Below are 21,009 nucleotides of genomic sequence, written 5' to 3'. Positions count from 1 at the left end.
TGAATAAAGATGCAGGTAGAAGGTTTTAACCATGTGACCGTAAATGTCAGTAATTTAGCGAATTCCCTGAATTTCTACACAGGAGTTCTGGGCCTTCAGCTAGTTCATAGAGGTAAAACTGATGCTTATCTGGAATGGGGAAGTGCCTGGATATGTCTTCTTGAAAAGCCTGATTATACGGCGATTGCAGATAAAGTAGTTGGGGTAGACCATATCGCTTTTAGTATTGCAGAGGAACATTTTGAGGAAGCCGTCCAAGTATTGCAAACCCAGAATGTGCCCATAATTAGAGGGCCAATCAAACGGGGAATAGGCTGGACGGTCAATTTTCTAGATCCGGATGGTATACAGCTAGAGCTGCATACCTCGAATCTGCGGGAACGAATGAGTGTTTGGAACACAACTACCGAATAAAAGATGGGTGTCCTATCAGCCTGCATGGCTAATGGGACACCCATTTTTTTAACGACCTAAATATTCTTTGATTCCTAAAACTACTGCTTCGGCTATTTTATTCTGGATGTCCGGGGTAAAGAGTAATGCTTCATCCTTGGTATTGCTTAAGTAACCACATTCTAATAATATTGCAGGCATTTTGGTTTCTCTTGTTACATGATAGTTAGCTTGACGAACCCCTCGGTCCTGCAGTCCTGTAGCAACTGCGAGGTATTTGTGAACGGTTTGAGCGAATAATAAGCTATCATTACGTGTGTAATAGGTCTCTGTGCCACTAGGATTACTTTTACTGCCCGCCGGAATACTATTGGCATGAACAGAGATAAATAGATCGGCTTTTACATTGTTGGCGAGGTTAGATCTGTCCTGTAGAGTTGGGTATGTATCGCCACTGCGCGTGAGTATAACCTCGATATTTGGTTCTTTCTTTAGTAATTCTGCAATTTTCAGTGCTGTCGGCAAGGTGAAATCTTTCTCTTTAAGCTTGTTAACACTTGAACTCCCTGGATCTTTCCCTCCATGTCCTGCATCAATGACGATTATCTTCTTGTCTGTGTTGCCGGTAGAAGGTGGAGGAGTTATAACCGGTACTTCTGGTAAGGTGGTTTCAGGAAGCGTAACGCTAGTCCCATTAAGATCCACAATAATAAGTCCATCATTAGCATTTATCAGACTGTAGCTATTAGCGCTGTTTAGATCAATGACGATCCGAATGGTCGATGGGGAACTGCTGAACAATGAATAGCGAACGGCAGAGACATTAGGATAGTCGGTAACCGTTAACTGTCCGCTTTGGTTCTTTCCTACGGAAAGATTCTGATGGAAGTCGGTTCCAAAGCCAGTATTCGGTAAATCCACGACAATTCGGTCTTTGTCTGTCATAGTGAACACGGTAGGTTTTATACTGCCGTTCACTGCAATAACCAGCTGGTTATTGATGAAGCTAAGATTGGTGACTGCAGCCACTGAGCTATTCCCTTCAGTTGCTGTATTCCCGGTTGATCCGTTCTCCGAAGGTGCTGTTGGAGTGGGTTCTGGAACCGTAACTTCCGGATCGCTTCCCCCAACCTCAGGCACTGGAGAGGTTAAATATACGGTTTTGGTTACATTGTCCCAACCGACAGTAGTTCCTGTCTGTTCCCCAACAAATCTTAAAGGAACAAGGGTTGTGCTGCCACTGAGAAACGGAGGGTTGTCCAGTTTGACTTGTTTCCCTGAAGCTTCTGCCATCGTATTATCCACGATCAGTTTTAAAGTAGTTCCCTTTTGCTCAATGATCGCTGTCTTGGCCACATTATCCCATTTCACGGTATAACCAAGCTGTTCCGCAACAACGCGAAGAGGAACCATTACACTGCCATTTACAATTTGTACCTGTGCTTCTTTGGAAATCTTAAGATCGTTGCCGTCTAGGTTGATGTGTGTTTCCGTAGAGCCGGCATAACCAGTTCCTGGATGAACCAGCACCAACAAAAGCAGCAGTAACGCCAAAAAACCAAACTTTTTCATCTGCAATCCCTACCATCCCCGTTTATTGGTCTCTAGCAATTCTTACTTTTTCTTCCTTTGATGCCGTTTAAGGCTCGTATAAAGTATAAACGACAATAGTTTCCAAAAGTTGCGCTCTACAAGCGATAAAAAGGAAAATTTTCGGTATAAAAATAGAAAAAGGGCCTTCCCAAACATTTGGGATAGCTCTCATTCGCTAGAGATATGTTATTTTAACGATGTATAACCTGTTTTCTCTACCAATTTCTGACCTTGAGAAGATTGAATCCAATCCAGAAAGGGTTGAATATTAGGGTTGTCGCTTCCCGCGGTCACTGCATAAAATTCTGTTGCCAATGGGTACTGTCCACTACGAATACTTTCCTTATCTGGTTGGATACCATCGATGGCCAGCAGGGCTATTTCCCCGTTCCGATTCATTTCTGAGGCGTAAAATAAGAAGCTGTAGCCCAGTGCATTTTTATAGTTTCGATAGCTGGAGGTTTGTTGAATGATACCGCTCATAATATCCGCTACGTCTTCTTGAGGCGGCTTCATGAGTGGAGTGTCCTTCATAAACTTTTGCAACATCGTCTGGCTTCCACTATCTTCAGGCCGTTGAAAAGCACGGATTCGGTTATTAGCTCCGCCTACATCTTTCCAATTTGTGATCTTGCCTGCGTAAATATCTTTAAGTTGAGCGGTGGAAAGTCCGGTTACGTCGTTTCGTTTGTTTACAAAAAATACGAAGGCCTCGCGGCCGATCGGCGTAAGCTTCAGTTCGACACCTTTGCGCTTAGCTTCTTTTTGTTGTGCGATTGACGGAGCCGCTACAAATATAATATCGGTTTCTCCTTCAATTAATCTCTTGTAAGCTTCAGGTGTGCTGCTGCAAATTACTTGACTTGTTTGAAAATCATACGGATTATAATAACCCTCAGGATAAGTAGTTTGAACGAAAGCTGAATACAGTGGATAAAGTGCGGTTGCGCCGTCCAATCTTGGAAGATTGCTATCGATATGATAGGAAGAAGGTTCATCCAGATTCACTGCTTTGGTCTTCTCAGCAAAGGGTTCATATTGTAGCAGATTAACCTCCCGATCATCGACCATGGCAATTCTGTTGACGTACGCTTGCTTGATCTCATATCCTGCGGTCGCGAGCAGACTAAGTCCGAGGATAGATAACAATACAATATTGCTTGTTTTTCGTGACAACACATTAAATATGATAAGTACAACATAGATGGCTAATACGATCGCTAAGATTGCCATAAGTGGGGTATAAAACAGCAGTCCTCCGTAAAGCGCAGTAATTATAGCACCTATGAATCCTAAAAAAGCTATTCCTCCAACGGCAAAGATGGAGAACAATAACTTCGTCCAGAATGCTTCTTTCATAACAACCTCCTCGACATGATTACTAAACTATGGAAAAATAAACATATTTTCATTATACAGAAGTTTTTTGGATGAAGCAGTAGAACAATTACGAACAAACATGTAATAAAATGCTGCGAAACATGAAAGTAATGTGTACATTTTCATAAAGTACTGGACGAATGGCAAGAAGAGGTTTATTCTGAGATTGTGAAAAAAACAACGGAATACAAGATTCTCGGGGTAGGGTGAAATTCCCGACCGGCGGTAATGTTCAAAGTGAACTGAGCCCGCGACTCACTTGTTCTGCTTGCAGAGAAGTGACTGATCTGGTGTAAATCCAGAGCCGACGGTAAAGTCCGGATGGGAGAGGATCATAAGATAAAGACGCTAGGAGTCTATCCTTGTACGTCTTTATTGATAATGCCCCCGAGTTTACCTTTTTGGTAATTCGGGGGTTTTTGGTCTCTTATCGAGGGTTTGTATCGACAAGGAGAATGAAATTATGAGTAATGTTACAGCTTCATCATCAACTAAGGTTGGCAGTACATCAGCGCTACGCAGTGGATTTTGGCTCGTTGTGATTGGTGCAGCATTATGGGGCGTTGATCCGCTCTTTCGTATCATCCTGTTAAAATCTTTGACCTCCTCGCAAATTGTTCTTCTGGAGCATGTGGTGCTTTTCTTGGCTGCTTCACCTGTTCTTTGGCGTCACCGGGCGGAGCTTAAAGGAATTGGATTTCGCCAGATTGGTGCTTTATTGATTGTTTCATGGGGAGGTTCTGCCGGGGCGACAATCCTATTTACGATGGCACTTTCCAGTGGGGATTTGAATGCGGTGCTGTTACTGCAAAAGCTTCAGCCAATATTCGCGATCGGTCTCGCTGCTTTAATTCTTAAAGAACGTTTGCCTAAAAATTTCGGACCACTCATTGTGTTGGCACTGGTAGGAACCTATCTGCTGACCTTTGGCTGGAGTATCCCTTTCGGACATGTGAATAACTTTATTGGGGTTAGCAGTCTGATGGCCTTGGGAGCAGCTGCACTGTGGGGCGGATCGACAGTCATGGGACGTTATCTGCTCGGTTCTATGAAATATGAGACAGTGACTTCGCTGCGGTTTATCCTTGCGCTTCCTTTACTGTTCGTTATCACTACGCTAGAAGGTGCACCGTGGCAGATTCATGGCGGGTTTGGTGCATCGGCAGCCATTGCGATTAATCTATTGCTGCAAGCTTTGCTGCCAGGACTTCTTAGTATGTTGTTGTATTACAAAGGGCTTAGCACGACCAAAGCTTCCTTCGCCACATTAGCTGAACTCAGCTTTCCTATGACGGGAGTAATCATCAACTGGATCGTGTTCCAACAGCTGGTCACTATCCCGCAGATTCTCGGATTTGCCTTGATCTGGGTCGCTTTATTCTTTTTATCTAATCAACAGTCCAAACCACAAACGCTCTGAGCAGATTGAAGTGGAATGGTTCTACCTATATAAAGATGATTCGAAGCCGTATGGCTTTCGGATCATCTTTTTTGTATGTGATTTTGCTCCTTGCTTTGATCATATCGACTGCAAAAACTGCTGAAATGTTTCTAACGTAACATATAGAGGAATTAATAAAGCGTTTACAATAAGGAAGGGCACAAAATGACTGTGCCACTGAGTACATAATCCATTATTAAATTATTTAGGAGGAAACAGACATTGAAGAAATCATTTGTATTATTTATGATTCTGACCTTTCTTACTTCCCCTTTTACGTTTGGGCCGTCTGCTCAAGCGGCAGGAGATGAGAATATTGCCCTAGGTAAGCCTGCAATATCAGATAGTGAGCTTGCAGGGTATGAAGCGGGTAACGCAGTAGATTCCGATGAATGGAACACACATTGGACGGCGAATGACGGGAGCTTTCCTCATTGGCTGGAAGTAGATTTGCAAGGTGCATATGATTTGTCAGGTGCAACCGTCATCTGGAATGCATGGAGTTACATTAATCAATATACGATTGAAGTATCACGTGATCATAAGGTATGGACAACAGTTGTGGACAAAAGTCAGAGCAGCAGTGTAGAGCAAACTCAGTACAATGCTTTCAAGCTGCGGAATGTTTCTTATGTAAGGGTCAACCTGACCGGCATCAACGGCGGAAAATGGGCAGCCATTAATGATCTGAAGGTCTGGGGTGTTCCCGCAGCCGGCACGCCGCATGAGCCGGCACAGGGTGAAATACAAACTGTACTGCCAGTACGGTTGGACACGGAAATTGGGCAAGCCCCTGAGCTTCCAAGTGTTGTAACTGTGGTATATAGCAATTCTGACACGGAGGATGCTCAGGTTGCTTGGGATGTGATCCTGCCAGCAGAGTATTCCCGTCCCGGAACATTTACAGTAAGCGGTTCTATCTCAGGTACTGTGCAGAAGGCAGTGGCGAAGGTAACAGTAGTAGGTGACAGCAGCACGCCTATTGTCGGATTTGAGAGCATAAATGTCAGCACAATTACGGATGTGCCTGCTTTATTGCCATCAGCGGTAACGGCTATATACGAAGATGGGTCAAGCAAACAGCTGCCTGTAACCTGGGATGACCTTACTGAGGCGGAGTACGCGGTTGAAGGAACTTACAGCGTAATGGGGAAAGTTGCAGGGACAGACCTACAACCCACAGCTGATATTCAGGTTACTCCGCTTGTGCTGCAATCCGGGTTCATAAAAGGTGCGGACATTTCCACACTGGAAGCGATTGAGGATGCCGGTGGAAAGTATTACGACAATGGAGTAGAAAAGGATTTGCTGGATATTCTTAAAAGCCGGGGTGTAAATTACATTCGGCTACGTTTATGGAATGATCCTCAGGAAGCTGGCGGCTATAATGACCGTGAGCATGTTGTGGAAATGGCGCAGCGCGTCAAAGCCAAAGGGTTTAAGCTGTTGCTTGATTTCCATTATTCTGATTTCTGGGCTGACCCCGGAAAGCAAAACAAGCCGGGAGCATGGGCGGATTACTCCTATGATGAATTGAAGCAAGCGGTATATGACTATACCAAAGATGTTATGGATGAGCTAAAGGAAAAGGGAGCTTCACCCGATATGGTCCAAATCGGAAATGAGATTAATGGTGGCTTGTTATGGCCTGACGGCAAATCCTATGATCAAGAGAATGCTTTTGAGAAGGTTGTTCCGCTGCTGGAGAGCGGAGTGAAGGGAGTTAGAGACAGCCAGGGTGCAGATCAGGATATCAAAATTATGATCCATCTTGCTGAAGGTGGCAAAAATGATATGTTTAGTTGGTTCTTTGACGAATTAACGAAGCGGAATCTTGATTATAACGTGATCGGCGCGTCCTTTTATCCGTATTGGAGCGGAACGATGGATAGCCTGCAGTTTAACTTGGACGATATCTCTAAACGATATGGTAAAGAAGTGATTGTGACGGAAACCGCATATCCTTACACGCTGCAGGACGGCGACAACTTTGAGAATAACATCGCTCGTCAGGATCAGCTAGACGGCAGTGGCTTCCCAGCTACGGTTGCAGGTCAAATGGCTGAGGTCAAAACAGTAATGAATATATTGTCCAAAGTACCCGATGGTAAAGGAACAGGTTTGTTCTATTGGGAACCAGCTTGGATTCCAGTGCAAGGTGTAGGCTGGAAGGTAGGCGAAGGAAATGCTTGGGAGAATCAGGCAATGTTCGATTTTGCAGGGAATGCACTCTCTTCATTAAATGTCTTCAAAACCCCGGTGGCCGGTGAGGGGGGCGAAGAGGAACCGGGAACGGGAGGAAATCCCGGCACTGGTGGGGAACCCGGAACGGGAGGAAATCCTGGCACTGGCGAGGAACCCGGAACGGGAGGGAATCCCGGCACTGGTGAGGAACCCGGAACGGAAGGGAATCCTGGCACTGGTGAAGAACCCGGAACGGGAGTTAATCCTGATCCTGTCATCACGGTCAGAGATTCAAGCGTTGTAAATTCAGCAAATAAAGCAGTGGTCGAACATACAGCGGCAGGACAACTTCAAGTGAAGGCACAAGCAGGAATTTCCGACATAGCTGATATCACGCTAGGTATAGAGGATATCAATAAGGCGCTGTCGACGCTTCCGGCGGATGAAAAACTGATTATTTCTGTTCTGCCATCGACGGGAGAGCTTAAGGGAGCAGTCGTTCATCTTCCGTTGAGTTCTATACTAGAGCAGGGCAAACATCCTCAAATAGTAATTGTATATGGTGCGGCATCTGTTACGGTTTCTACGGAAGCTAGTGCAGGAATTATAAAGACGGGAGCTAAGGAACTAACGCTCTCACTGGTTCAGGTAGCTACGCCAACCTTGCCTTCACCATTGGCAACTGGAGCAAAAGACTACACGGCCTATAACATCCATGTGTCAGTAGACGGGACTTCTATCGATGTTTTCAAAAAAGGAGCAATATCGGTAGCCTTCCATTACAAGCTGAAGCTCGGGGAGCAGAGCCAGCGGATTGCTGTTTATTCGATACTTGCTGATGGAAAACTCGAAGTTATCAAAGCTGTGCGGTACAACCCAACCGCGGAACAGATTGTGTTTAATCCAAGTCATTTCAGCATTTATGCTGCGGGGTACGCAGAGGTGGGGTACACAGATTTAAAAGCAGCAGATTGGGCCACGTTAGCGATTGAATCCTTGACGGCTAAAGGAATCGTGCAAGGAATAGGAAACGGGATCTTTAATCCGCAAGGGGAGGTTACACGCGCTGAATTTGTCAGCATGCTGCTGTCCGCACTGGAGCTAAATACAGAAAGAGGAACAGGCAGTTTTAAAGATGTGAACCTTGATGCGTGGTATAGCTCTGCTGTGATTACTGCTGGGAAATTGGGTGTTGTACAAGGACATGCGGATGGCACTTTTGGCCCGAATGATAAATTGTCCCGTGAAGAAATGGCAGCTATTTCGTATCGTGTGCTTAAGTTGGCGGAGAAAGTGAACGGTCAGACGGATGTGAAGGTTATTTCTTTTAAAGATAAAGACCTGATCTCGTTGTATGCCAGTGAAGGGATAACAGCGCTTGCGCAGGCTGGGATTATCAATGGATTCGAAGATGGCAATTTCCGTCCGCAAGCCTATACAACACGCGCTGAAGCGGCTTATATCATACTCAATCTTTTGCAGCAATAATAGGCAGACAGGCAATAACTGTGCTCGAAAAGGCAGTTAGGGCCTGTCTTTACCACATTTTTTAGATATTTATCTTTTCGCAAGTAGGGATTGTTTGTACAATAGGGGCTATGACATTTGAGCCGGAGAGTGAAGGAACGTGTATAGATATAATTTATTTACCAAAATCGTGTGTATCATGGTCATTATGCTGATCCCGATAACCATCCTTTACTTCTATTCCAATAAAACGACCACGGATGTGCTGCGTACGGAGTTAAATACTTCGAATAATAATCAGCTTAGTTTTTTTCAGAATCAGGTAGAAAGTAATATGGAGTTATTGTCCTCGTGGCCGATTCTGCTGATCCATGATCCTGATATCCTCAGCCTTAAGGATACTTATCTGGAAAAAGGGCGTTTGAATCTGGATACGATAAACCTGATCAAACGGATTCAGACCAAAATCAGCATTCAAGAAAGCTCCTCCAATTGGAAAAGTAAGCTGTATTTATACTCCCCATCCATTCACCGTATGGTATCTGAAAATGATGCGAAATTATACGAAGATGAGGATCTGAAGCGGGAAGTGAAGTCGGGCTGGCATGTGGAGAAGATTGAAGGGCAGGAGGGTGACCGCTTCGTATTCTCGTGGTTCTCTTTTACACCTTTTATGTCAGAATTCGCTCCGGAAAAAGTCAAAACGATTATGAAGGTAGAGTTCGACAGCCGGAACATAGAAGATATGCTGGATAAATTCAAGAGTGATGGCAGAAGAGATCCTTTTTATTATAAGCAGGGAACAGGACTTATTTTTAACCGCAGTGCCGACAAGGTGTTAGCCAAAGAATTGGTAGACAGGCTGGAAGAGACCCAACTGAAACCTAGTGAGAATCGCACGGTCAAAATAGAAGGTGAATCCTACAGTGTAAATATCGTCTATTCGGACAAAATGGGCTGGTATTTGATCGACTATATGCCGCTAACTGAAATCTTACATCCGATCCTGACCTCTAATCGTTTATTTTATTTTGCGATCAGTGCTTTGTTGTTAATGAGCTGTCTCGTAGCTTATCTGTTATATGTTCAAGTGCAGGTACCTATAAGGTTATTGGTTGGAGGCTTTCAACGGTTGAAGCAAGGGGACTATTCTACGCGAGTGGAGATTAAAGGGAAGAATGAATTCAGCTTCCTGTCCGGCCGGTTTAACAGTATGGTAGAACAGATTCAGATGCTGATCGAGAATGTGCTGATGGAGAAAATCCACGTTCGCGAAGCCCGCTTAAAGCAGCTTCAATCACAGATTAATCCACATTTTTTCTATAATTGCTTCTCCTTTATTACAAGTATGGCGAAGCTCGATAATATGGGTGCGGTCGTTGGAATGTCGCATAATTTGTCCCGATATTACAGATACACCACTCGTCAGGAACGTGATTTGGTTGCGCTGTCTGAAGAGGTGGAATTTGTGAATCATTATCTGGAGATCCAGAAGATGAGGATGAGCAGACTTCGTTATGAGATCAATATCCCACCGCAAATGCGCAAAAGAGAGCTTCCGCCGCTCGTACTGCAGCCTCTGGTGGAGAATGCGGTTATACATGGAATTGAGCCCATCGCCAAAGAGGGACTGGTGCGGATTACGGGTTCATGTGTAGGCAGAGAAATGACGCTTACGGTTGAGGACGATGGTCAGGGAATGACGACAGAGGGAATTATAGATCTGGAAAATAAACTAAGCAGGGCGATGGATGAAGAAATGGGCTGCGGTTTATGGAATGTGCATCAGAGAATGCGGCTGCGTTTTGGGGAGACGTCTGGCTTGCGCATCTCGCCTTCTCCACTCGGAGGGTTACAGGTGACACTGCAGTGGTTGCTGCCCTACACAGACAATGAAATGGAATGACATCTAGGAGGGGAAAGAATGATAGAGCTGTTGTTAGTTGATGATGAGCCCTATGTTACGGAAAGTTTAGCTCGTACTATTCCATGGGCTGAAATCGGGGTGAAGCAGGTGCATCAAGCGGCATCGGGTGCTGAAGCTCTGCAAATTATGGAACAGCAGGCTATAGATATTATGGTTACTGATATTTCAATGCCAGGAATGACTGGCCTGCAATTAATTGAAGCCGTAGGCGAGAAATGGCCAAATATTCGGTCCATTTTATTGACGGGTTATTCCGATTTTCAATATGCGAAAAAAGCTATTCAACTGCAGGCATTTGATTATATTTTGAAGCCGGTAAGTGATGACGAGTTTATCAAAAGCGTATCTGGTGCGATTGAATCTTTGAAAGATGAATGGGAAGCCCATGATAGATATCATTTGCTGCTGTATAATCGCAAAGCCGATTACAGTGTTTTGCGGGCTAATCTGATGCACGAATTGCTTCTCGGCAGGGTGCTGTCCGAGCGGACGCTGGCCATTAAGCTGAAGGAATATGAAATCTCCTTCCAGCCGAACGCTGAAGCGGCGATGCTGCTGATTCAGCTTGGTAAACATTATGCCGCCATGGATCACCATTCGGTTTCTCTAATGGAATATGCGATCGGTAACATTGCCGAGGAGCTTTTTAAGGAGCAGTTCCATGTCTGGTTCTGCAAAGCGCCGCATGATTGCTTGATTCTGCTTGTTGAATTAAAGCCGGCAGTTCAGCAGAGATTGGAGCAAATGGCTAACTATGAAGCTGCAAGGCAGCAAGTCCTAAAAGCGGTGATCGCGAATTTCCAAATTAGTGTAAGCAATTACCTCAAGGGTGAGATTTCACTGATTGTAACGGAGTGGTTCACCTTTCCAGAGGGGATGACGGCTGCCTATCGAAGCGGTCTTAGCTCGATGTATTTGGCAGCACATGATGAATCCAGTTCCGTGCTGTTTTTGGATGATCGCCAGCATCAGGAGACGCTGAGCATCAAATCGCTCGAATGTCTTTATCGTCCACCTACACTCATTCATCTGCTGGAATCCAAACAATGGGATACAGCAAGGCAAAAAATTGCTGACGTGTTCCGGGATATGGAGAATGCACGGTTTTCTAGTGAACATCTGTACGAGGTCTTTCTATCGATAACGAATGCATTTATGTATATAGCGCATAAGAGTGGCCAGTTCATCTCCAAGATTGACCAATACGCTTTAGATCCGTTGTTGACGCAGAGTATTATTGTTTCTTTTGATAAGCTTAAAGAATGGGCGTTTGATATGCTCGATAAGCTTCAGAAGGAGCTATCCGAAAGCGATCAGAATACGAAAAGTTATATTATCAAGCAGGTCCATGAGCTGGTAGGAAACCATTCGGGTCATGAGCTGTCCGTCAAAACCATTGCCGATCATGTATATTTGCATCCTGTCTACTTGTCCAAGATTTATAAGGCTGAGACTGGGGAAGGGCTTGGGGACTATATTATTCGGATGCGGATGGAACGGGCACTTTATCTGCTTAAAAATACGAATAAAAAAATCTATGAAATCACCTCTGAGCTTGGATATCAAAATCCGCAATATTTCAGTAAGATGTTCAAAAAACACTACCATATGACACCAAATGAATTCCGGGACGGATAGAGGTTGAGAAAGGTGCAGAAACCTTGTTTAAATGACGTATTCGGGCTTAGAATCGTTCCCTATAATTAAATTGTAACCAACACTTATGGAATCCAAGGGGGAACAAAATGAGCGCGATGAAGAGAAAAAGATGGCTGCCGCTCCTGTGTATGAGCATGCTTTTGGCGGGTAGCCTTGCGGGCTGTTCAGGCAATAACGCTGCTAATAGTAAAGACACTGCTGGAGATAAAACAGCTGGTGAAGCGACTGCAAATACAGCTTCCAATTCTGAAAACGCCTACAAGGATAAATACGATCCTGAGGTGACATTTACAACCGCATGGGGCGTGGACCCTGAGCTTAAATTCAAAAACGGTGAAAGCATTGAGAATAACGTGGCTACAAAATGGGCTAAAGAAAAATTCGGCATCAACATTAAGTCCCTTTGGTCCATCACAGATACGAACGGCGCATTTGGTACGAAGCTGCGTTTATCCATGTCTTCAGGTCAGGACATGCCTGATGTCGTAACCATCGGTACAGCCGACAACACGATTGCACAGGATTTGATCGATTCCGGCATGTATGCTGATGTAGGAACTTTGTTTGATAAATATGCTTCAGATACATGGAAAGAAGCGATGGCACAGGATCCTAACGTTTGGAACCAATACAGCCGTGATGGAAAAAGAATGGGTCTGCCTGTTCTCGATTATGCATATAACCATGATTACATTCTGTGGATCCGCCAAGATTGGCTGGATAAGCTGAATATGCAAGCACCGAAGACGATCGATGAGCTGGCAAAAGTGATGGATGCGTTCAAGAATCAGAACCCTGATGGCTTGGCACCAGACAAGGTAACTCCACTTAGTATCGGCTTTAAAACAACGATGAACACTTGGATGGGCGACCCTTCTTGGATCTTTGGTGCTTACGGAACCTTGCCACAGCAATGGAATCTAGATGCTGATGGTAAATTAGAATACGGCTCTGTAAATGCTGGCATGAAGCAAGGGCTCGAAAAACTGAAGGAATGGTTGGCTAAAGGTTATATTCCTCAGGAAGCGGCTCTTTGGGATGAGAACAAAACTGCCGAACCAGCAGTTGCGGGTACAGCAGGTATTCTCCCGGGTCCTTACTGGATGAGCGGCTGGCCGCTTCAGGATACCGTGAAGAACTCTCCAGATGCAGTATGGGCTCCAATTGAAATTCCAGCGGGTCCAGATGGAAAGGTTATGCGTCATGGTACACAATTCACTAACGGTGTAACTTTGATCAGCACGAAAATGAAAAATCCTGAAGCCTTCTTTACTTATCAAAACTACCTGTTCGATAACTTTGCTAATCCAACGCCAGGCAGTGAACTGGATAACGGCCTTTTTGCAGGATACGACTATGAGCTAGATGCGAACGGTAAGATGATCGAAAATGATAAAATTGCTGGCGGTTATGTGAATAGCGTTCGTTATATGCTGGTTCGTGACGGTGCCCGGATTCCGGATGCCCAAATGAAAGCACTCCTTAACCTGGCAGATGGCGCAGAGCCAACAACCCGCCTGGAGAAAGAGGTAGCTGTGAATTATGGTAAAGATACCCCAGCTGCTGCAAAAGTTCTGCTGGCGCAAGAGGATAAATCCTTTAAGAATATGTTCACAGGTCCTACGACCGAAACTATGAAATCGAAGATGGACTATCTGAACAAAATTGAGAACCAAACGTTTAATGAAATCATCTATGGCAACAAACCGCTGGATGCATTTGATTCCTTTGTAGCAACCTGGAAATCAGGTGGTGGCGATCAAATCACTAAAGAAGTTAACGAATGGTATGACAGCGTAAAATAAGGTTTGGATTTAGTTTGACTAGGTAAAAAGCAGCAAACGGGACCGTCTCTTCAGCCGTAGTATTAGGCTTTAGGGAGGGTCCCTGTTTGCGTTTGGAGTCCTCTTTTTTCTATGTGATAAAGAGATTGCTTTTGTACCATATATATTGGTTTTGCTCGCTATTTGAGGAATTCGGGCGTTGTTATAATTTGAGTATGGTTACAGAAGAACTTGACACGATATGGGGGACCAAGGATGAGAACACTAAAAAAAACATGGCCTTTTCACTTGATGTTATTGCCGGCGATGATATTCCTGATTATCTTCAGCTTTATTCCAATGGGCGGAATTGTGATGGCATTTCAGGATTATAAGCCATGGCTGAAAATTTCAGGCTCGGCATGGGTTGGATTGGACAATTTCCGTTATCTGTTTGAACGTAATGACAGTATGCAGGTCATTTGGAATACATTGATTATTGCTGTTCTAAAAATGATTTTCAATCTGGCTGTACCGTTTGTGTTCGCCATTTTGTTAAATGAGATTCGCAAGGTATACATACAGCGCACTATTCAGACGCTGGTTTACTTGCCTCACTTTTTATCTTGGGTTATTCTCGGCGGGATATTGCTGGATTTGCTTGCTACAGATGGTTTTGTCAATCAGATCTTAGGCAGCATGGGCTTCAGACCCATCTTTTTCTTAGGGGATAACAACTGGTTCCGGTTCACAGTTATTCTCACAGATGTGTGGAAGGAATTTGGTTATAATACGATCGTCTTCCTAGCTGCTCTAGCAGGAATCAATCCTTCATTATATGAGGCTGCTGAAATAGACGGCGCTAACCGCTGGAAGCAGACACGTTTTATCACAATGCCATCTCTATTGCCAATGGTTGTGGTGGTAGGTACCTTGGCTCTCGGAAATGTATTGAACGCAGGGTTTGACCAGATTTTTAACCTCTACAATCCACTGGTCTATCAGAAAGGCGATATTATTGATACCTTCGTGTACCGCACGGCTATTCTGAATGGTGAGATGGGCTTTGGTACGGCAATCGGACTGTTTAAGTCGGCCATTAGTATGATCCTAATTCTCGTCTCGTACAGTTTGGCTAAGAAGTGGGCAGGATATCGCATTTTCTAATCTACCAAAGGAAGAGGGAGACAACTTATGTATTACAAAACAAGAGGTTATCGTATATTCAATGTGTTTAATACTTGCTTTCTAATCCTGCTCGCACTGATGTGTATTGTACCTTTGATTCACGTGCTGGCTGTATCCTTTAGCGCGAAGTCGGCAGCGGATGCCAATTTGGTAGGGTTATGGCCAAAGCAGTTCTCTCTGGAAGCTTATAAAAAGACAATAAACAATCCAATCTTTCTACACTCCATCTGGGTATCTGTTCAAAGAACCATACTCGGGACTGGACTTACACTTTTAATTACTTTTCTGGCAGCCTATCCGTTGTCCAAAGAAAACTCAGCCTTCAAGGGCCGTAATGTCTACTCTTGGTTGTTCGTTTTCAGTATGGTGTTCAACGGTGGATTGATTCCATTTTACATTGTGATTCAAAAGATTGGTTTGATGGATTCCTTCTGGGTACTTGTTCTGCCAGGTGCGGTAAATACGTTCTTGGTGATTCTGATGCTGAACTTCTTCCGTGGTATTCCAAAAGATCTGGAGGAGGCCTCGCTAATAGACGGAGCCGGACATTTCCGTACGTTGTTCAGTATTTACTTGCCGATTTCTCTGCCGTCGATCGCTACGATTGCCTTGTTCAGCATGGTATTCCATTGGAACTCCTGGTTCGATGGACTATTGTATTTGAATAATTCCAAGCAATTTCCACTGGCGACATTCCTGCAGACGGTTATCATTCAACGGGATATGAGCTCCATGAGCATCAATCCAAAGGAAATGGAGCTGATCTCGCAGACGACGGTGAGAGCCGCGCAAATATTTATCGGAGCCGCTCCAATTTTGATCGTATATCCTTTCCTGCAAAAATATTTTGTTAAAGGGATGACACTTGGTTCTGTAAAGGAGTAGCAATGATGACAACCACATTTATCAATGGAATGGATATCTCGTTTCTGGATGAAATTGAACAGGCACGGTATGTTGGATTACTTGCGATCTAACTGATGAATTGGCAGAAACAAGAAGACAGCTTAAGGTTAATTACCTTGAGCTGTCTTCTTTTTAATTTCCAGAAGAAGGATTGGCCTTTCCTGATACCTATAAACAAGCAACATTTCAGTATTTCAGGAAATTGATTCAGAGCAGCAAGAGTAAAAATAAGGCTTTACTCCCATACTACCGTTATCTTGGACCTGAGCTTCACCATAACCTTTAGGAGGAATGCGGATGAAACAACATTCTGCTCCCACCATCTATATACAGCTTAAAAATCGGGTGATGGTTCCCAAGGGTAAAGGTGTCACATTGGGTGATATTGCTTTTTTGATAGCGGAGCCTGAGCTGAAAGAGTCGTTGGAGACAATTCTCTTAATGAAGCCGGAGCAAAGTGACGGCAATCTGATTTTGATTGATCTGTTGATGGTTATCCCCCGGATATATGAACTTATACCGAATGCGGACATTGAACCGATCGGTGAAGGGAGGACGATTGTGCAGATTGAGAGTCAGGTGGAGAGACGGAAACCTTCGGTGGCGATGTTTGTTTTAGTGTGGCTGCTGCTTTTCTTTGGGTCTGCTCTGACAATTATGAACTTTCATGCTGATGTAAATATGCTGGAGGTACAAATTCGAATTGTGGAGATGCTAACGGGTCATCGGGATGAGCATCCCTATATATTTCAGATTGCTTATTCTCTGGGCATCGGGTTTGGGATGGTCATTTTTTTCAACCATTTATTTAAAAAGAAGTGGAACGAGGAGCCTACTCCGCTGGAAGTGGAAATGTATCTGTATCAGAAGAACATCGACCAATATGTCATCAATGAGGAATACAGCAAGATGAGGCGCCGAAGTGAAAACCAATCTGAGAATACGGAGGACTGAAGATGACGGCACCCATAGCACTGGGACTAAATTTGCTGCTGGGCATTGCGGGTGGTATTGCTGTAGGCGGCGGAGTGATCGCTCTATTTGTTGTGCTCGATATGGTGCCGCGTCTGGCGCAATTAACCTCTTCTTACGATAAAGTTCATTGGTACGAAGGCGCGATGGTAGGTGGATCTTTAGTAGGTACTGTTAGTGATTTTTGGAATTGGAAAATTACCTCAGGTCCTCTAGTTGAACTTGGTGTAGGACTATTTGATGGGATTTTTGTCGGGATGCTCGCTGCAGCATTGACCGAGGTATTAAATGTGCTGCCGATACTTGCTAAACGCTTAAATATGACACATTATCTATTCGGTCTGTTAATGGCGATGGTGAGTGGGAAGGTCGCGGGTTCTTTGTTCGACTGGTTTGTATACCGACAGTAAACAGGGGGTTATGAAATGAGCAAGTTTATTCACAGCGGTGATTCTGCACCGGAAGATGATCATCTGGAAGATAATGCTGCAGCTGCTGCAGCAATGAAGACAACTGCAGCGGATCTAGTTGCAGATCACACAGAACCTGTAGGAGCTTCAGCTATCGGGGAAAGTGAAGATTCAGCGGAAAATTCTACAACAACTGAAACTAGCCAAGACCAGGAGGGTGCAGAGGCGTCAGCTGAATTAGGCACTGAGCTGCAAGACGCAGATGCAACTGCGGAGCAGGGAACAGAGCAGCAAGATGCAGAAGTGACTGCGGAGCAGGGAACAGAGCAGCAGGATGCGGAAGCCACTGCGGAGCAGGGAACAGGGCAGCAAGATGCAGCAGATGCCACTGCGGAGCAGGGAACAGGGCAACAAGATGCAGAAGCATCGGATGAGCTCGGCAATCAGGAGCCCAATGAGCCGAGTAAAGGTTTTTTTGCCAGGTTATTTGGTATGGATTCAGAGGATTCGGAATCAGATGATGAGGCACAGGATCAGAATGCTCAGGCAGCAGGAGGCACAGATAACGGTACCGGAACCGGGGAGGGTTCTCAAGCTCAACCGAAGCCTTCGAAGAAGCAGGCGAAGCAGCAGACTCAGAACAAAGGGAAAAATAAGCTGCAAGACAAACGCGATAGTGAGCATTCTAACTCATTAAAGGAATCCGTTATTTATTGGCAAGGCAATGATCATATCCCAGGTTCTCTACAAGAAACAAAAAACACGCTGACCGAAGTGATGGGGCTGGGATCAAGTTTTGATGTGACGTTTAGAGAAATGTCCTTTGGGGGACATAAGACAGCTTTACTCTGTTTAAGCGGATTCACCAACGAAGATGTAACGGATGAAATTCTGAAACGACTAACCTACCTTTCTTCAGAAAATTTGTCCGCAGGTGTGTTAGGTAGCTTTATGAACGAATACATCCCTCATATTCAAGTTGAAGAGGGTAGTGTATTAAGTGAATGTTTCGATAAAGTATTAAAAGGAATGAGCGCACTATTTATTGATGGTGAGAACAAAGTTATCCTAATGGATACTCGATCTTACCCAATGCGAAGTCCGGATGAACCCTCGATTGATCGGGTGGTACGTGGTGCGCGCGATGGTTTTACAGAAACCCTGCTTAGTAATATTTCACTTGTAAGAAGACGGATACGTGATCCGGGGCTGAAGCTTGAAATGTTTCAAGTGGGACGGCGGACACGGACAGATGTCTGTGTGGCTTACATCGATGATATCGTTGATAAAACACAGGTTACGTCTGTCATTGATAAAATCAACAGCATCGATATCGATGGTATTCCACTGGCGGATAAGCAATTGGAGGAAGCGATTATCGGCGGAGGGTGGAACCCTTATCCTATGGTGCGTTATTCTGAACGCCCTGACGTTGTTGCCTCCAATTTATTGGAGGGACGGGTCATATTATTCGTGGATACCTCGCCCATTGTAATTGTTCTTCCGACCACCTTTTTTGATCTTTGCCAGCATGCGGAGGAGAATCGCCAGACTCCTTTTATGGGGACATATCTGCGGTGGGTCCGTTTCATCGGCATCTTCGCCTCCATGTTCCTGCTCCCGTTATGGATGCTGCTTGTTATCCATCCTGAGTTAAAGCCTGCTATGCTGGATTTTATCGGGCCGCAAAAGACAGCGAGAATTCCTATTCTCGCTCAGTTTCTGATTGTAGAGCTTGGGGTTGATTTACTGCGGATGGCCGCCGTGCATACCCCAACACCTTTAGGCTCAGCGATGGGTCTGATTGCAGCCATATTGATTGGTGATATAGCGGTGCAGAGCGGTCTGTTTGTAAACGAAGTAGTACTATATATGGCGGTAGCCTCAATCGGTATGTTCGCGACTCCGAGTTATGAGCTGGGTCTGGCGAATCGTATAGTCAGGCTTGTGTTATTAATTGCCGTAGCGGCGTTCCAGGTACCAGGCTTTATGATTGGCACGACATTGCTGACTATCTTCTTAACCACTCATCGGTCCTATAACTCCTCATATATGTGGCCGTTTATACCCTTTAATGCAAAGGCAATGAGTGAAATTCTATTGCGTAAACCGGTCCTAAGTTCGAAGGAAAGACCGTCTTTTAACAAAACCAGAGACAATACCAGAATGCCGCCATCTCAAGAGAATGAGTAACAATCGTAGGAAAATACAAAACTACTGCAAATTAGTCCATTCAATGGAGTTCCCACTGTCTGTTATACTGAATACACTAAGACAGGGTGGAACCTTGATATTCCACAGAAATTGGAGGACTAAAGAATGTTTCTACACGGTACTAGCCGCATTAACGATGCTGGGCATTTGGAGATCGGCGGATGTGATGTAACTGAATTGAAAGCGGAATATGGAACCCCGCTATATATATTGGACGAGCAATTGGTTAGACAACGTTGCCGGGAATATATGGATGCTTTTAAAGCCTCCGGCCTTGGTTTCCAAGTAGCTTACGCAAGCAAGGCGTTTTCAGTAATGGCAATGGTTCGTTTGGCTGATGAAGAAGGTTTGTCACTGGATGTTGTATCTGACGGCGAACTATATACAGCTTTGCAAGCTGGCTTCCCGGCAGAACGTATTCATTTTCATGGCAACAATAAGACATCTGAAGAGATTGAAATGGCGATTGATGCCAAAATCGGCTGCTTTGTAGTCGATAATCTGGTAGAGCTTAACCTTTTGCAGTCCATTGCCGCACGTAAAGAAGTTAATGTGAACATCTTATTGCGGGTGACACCAGGTGTAGAAGCGCATACTCATGAATATACCGCAACTGGCCAGACGGATTCCAAATTCGGTTTTGATATCGGTAATGGATCGGCCTATGAAGCAGTGAAAGCAGCAGTCAGCAAAAAGAATATCACGCTGCTTGGTGTGCATTCCCATATTGGTTCGCAGATCTTTGAAACCGATGGTTTCCAGCTGGCTGTTGAGCGTGTGGCAACTTTTGCCCGCAGTGTTAAAGAAGGCTTGGAAGTGGACTTCCGTGTAGTCAATCTTGGCGGAGGTTTCGGCATTCGTTATGTTGAGGGAGATACCCCACTACATGTTTCTGAATATGTTGCAGCGATTACGGATGCAGTGAAGACTCATTTTGCGGGAATTTATAGTGCTTTGCCGGAAATTTGGGTGGAGCCGGGCCGTAGTATTGTTGGAGATGCAGGTACTACATTGTACACTGTAGGATCTAACAAGGACATTCCTGGCGTGCGTAAGTACGTTGCTGTTGATGGTGGAATGACCGACAATCCACGCCCTGCTTTGTATCAGTCTAAATACGAGGCATTGCTTGCTAACCGTGCTAACGAAGACGCAACTGAGACTGTCTCCATCGCTGGTAAATGCTGCGAGAGCGGAGATATGTTGATCTGGGATGTAGAGCTGCCGAAGGCTGAAAGCGGCGATTTGTTGGCTGTAGCCTGCACAGGTGCGTATAATTACTCCATGGCCAGCAACTATAACCGTCTTCGCCGTCCGGCTTTAGTATTCGTACAGAACGGACAAAGCGATCTTGTAGTGCGTCGTGAAAGCTATACGGATCTTATTGCCAACGATATTGTTCCAGAGCGTATCGCCAAACAGACAGTTGTTGCTAAGTAATAGCCTGCTGCTGTAAGGTGGGTAAGGTTGAGCAGCATATAGAGCAAGCAGGAAAGTCTCCTGCTTGCTTTG

At 44.8% G+C, this 21,009-nt stretch carries 14 protein-coding genes and 1 riboswitch; of the genes, 12 read left to right on the top strand and 2 right to left on the bottom strand.

Features of this window, described 5'->3' with window-relative positions; genetic code table 11:
• The first annotated feature begins 9 nt into the window (after positions 1-9).
• A complete protein-coding gene (locus NSS82_RS22950) occupies positions 10-414 on the top strand; it encodes a VOC family protein (protein WP_076147002.1) in 405 nt (134 codons plus the stop codon).
• Positions 415-462: 48 nt separating this feature from the next.
• On the opposite strand, the gene NSS82_RS22945 is transcribed toward NSS82_RS22950, so the two are convergent.
• Both NSS82_RS22945 and NSS82_RS22940 read right to left on the bottom strand, forming a co-directional pair.
• Positions 463-1,965, bottom strand: a complete 1,503-nt coding sequence (locus tag NSS82_RS22945; protein WP_076101550.1) for an N-acetylmuramoyl-L-alanine amidase family protein — start codon at positions 1,963-1,965, stop codon at positions 463-465.
• 207 nt (positions 1,966-2,172) lie between these two features.
• On the bottom strand, positions 2,173-3,345 hold the full coding sequence (locus NSS82_RS22940; RefSeq protein WP_076273530.1) for a PstS family phosphate ABC transporter substrate-binding protein: 1,173 nt from the start codon (positions 3,343-3,345) through the stop codon (positions 2,173-2,175).
• 209 nt (positions 3,346-3,554) lie between these two features.
• A riboswitch (FMN riboswitch) is annotated at positions 3,555-3,703 on the top strand.
• 126 nt (positions 3,704-3,829) lie between these two features.
• Between NSS82_RS22940 and NSS82_RS22935 the strand changes: the two genes are divergently transcribed.
• The 11 genes from NSS82_RS22935 (at position 3,830) to lysA (ending at position 20,937) form a co-directional block, all read left to right on the top strand.
• Positions 3,830-4,786: a DMT family transporter gene (locus NSS82_RS22935; protein WP_076101508.1), complete on the top strand. Its 957-nt coding sequence runs from the start codon at positions 3,830-3,832 to the stop codon at positions 4,784-4,786.
• A 243-nt stretch (positions 4,787-5,029) separates the two neighbouring features.
• A complete protein-coding gene (locus tag NSS82_RS22930) occupies positions 5,030-8,479 on the top strand; it encodes a glycosyl hydrolase 53 family protein (RefSeq protein ID WP_076273531.1) in 3,450 nt (1,149 codons plus the stop codon).
• 139 nt (positions 8,480-8,618) lie between these two features.
• Complete coding sequence (locus NSS82_RS22925; RefSeq protein ID WP_076147015.1) at positions 8,619-10,364, top strand: sensor histidine kinase; 1,746 nt, start codon at positions 8,619-8,621, stop codon at positions 10,362-10,364.
• 18 nt (positions 10,365-10,382) lie between these two features.
• Positions 10,383-12,023, top strand: coding sequence for a response regulator (locus tag NSS82_RS22920; protein WP_076273532.1), 1,641 nt, complete (start codon positions 10,383-10,385; stop codon positions 12,021-12,023).
• Between the two features lie 107 nt (positions 12,024-12,130).
• Entirely contained in the window at positions 12,131-13,849 is a 1,719-nt protein-coding gene (locus NSS82_RS22915) for an extracellular solute-binding protein (protein ID WP_076273533.1), read from the top strand.
• A 234-nt stretch (positions 13,850-14,083) separates the two neighbouring features.
• On the top strand, positions 14,084-14,974 hold the full coding sequence (locus tag NSS82_RS22910) for an ABC transporter permease (protein ID WP_076273534.1): 891 nt from the start codon (positions 14,084-14,086) through the stop codon (positions 14,972-14,974).
• A 27-nt stretch (positions 14,975-15,001) separates the two neighbouring features.
• A complete protein-coding gene (locus tag NSS82_RS22905; RefSeq protein WP_036676128.1) occupies positions 15,002-15,880 on the top strand; it encodes a carbohydrate ABC transporter permease in 879 nt (292 codons plus the stop codon).
• Positions 15,881-16,198: 318 nt separating this feature from the next.
• Positions 16,199-16,855, top strand: a complete 657-nt coding sequence (locus NSS82_RS22900; protein ID WP_036676129.1) for a stage V sporulation protein AA — start codon at positions 16,199-16,201, stop codon at positions 16,853-16,855.
• Between the two features lie 2 nt (positions 16,856-16,857).
• Positions 16,858-17,283 (top strand): stage V sporulation protein AB, encoded by a 426-nt coding sequence (locus tag NSS82_RS22895; RefSeq protein WP_036676132.1) that lies wholly within the window; start codon positions 16,858-16,860, stop codon positions 17,281-17,283.
• A gap of 492 nt (positions 17,284-17,775) precedes the next feature.
• Positions 17,776-19,476, top strand: coding sequence for a spore germination protein (locus NSS82_RS22890; protein WP_076273570.1), 1,701 nt, complete (start codon positions 17,776-17,778; stop codon positions 19,474-19,476).
• Positions 19,477-19,602: 126 nt separating this feature from the next.
• Entirely contained in the window at positions 19,603-20,937 is a 1,335-nt protein-coding gene (gene lysA / locus NSS82_RS22885) for a diaminopimelate decarboxylase (protein ID WP_036676133.1), read from the top strand.
• The last annotated feature ends 72 nt before the right edge of the window (positions 20,938-21,009 follow it).

The sequence above is a fragment of the Paenibacillus sp. FSL H7-0735 genome (genome assembly GCF_038008505.1).
Classification (GTDB): Bacteria; Bacillota; Bacilli; order Paenibacillales; family Paenibacillaceae; genus Paenibacillus_AQ; species Paenibacillus_AQ odorifer.
This window is presented reverse-complemented; position numbering and strand designations above follow the sequence as displayed.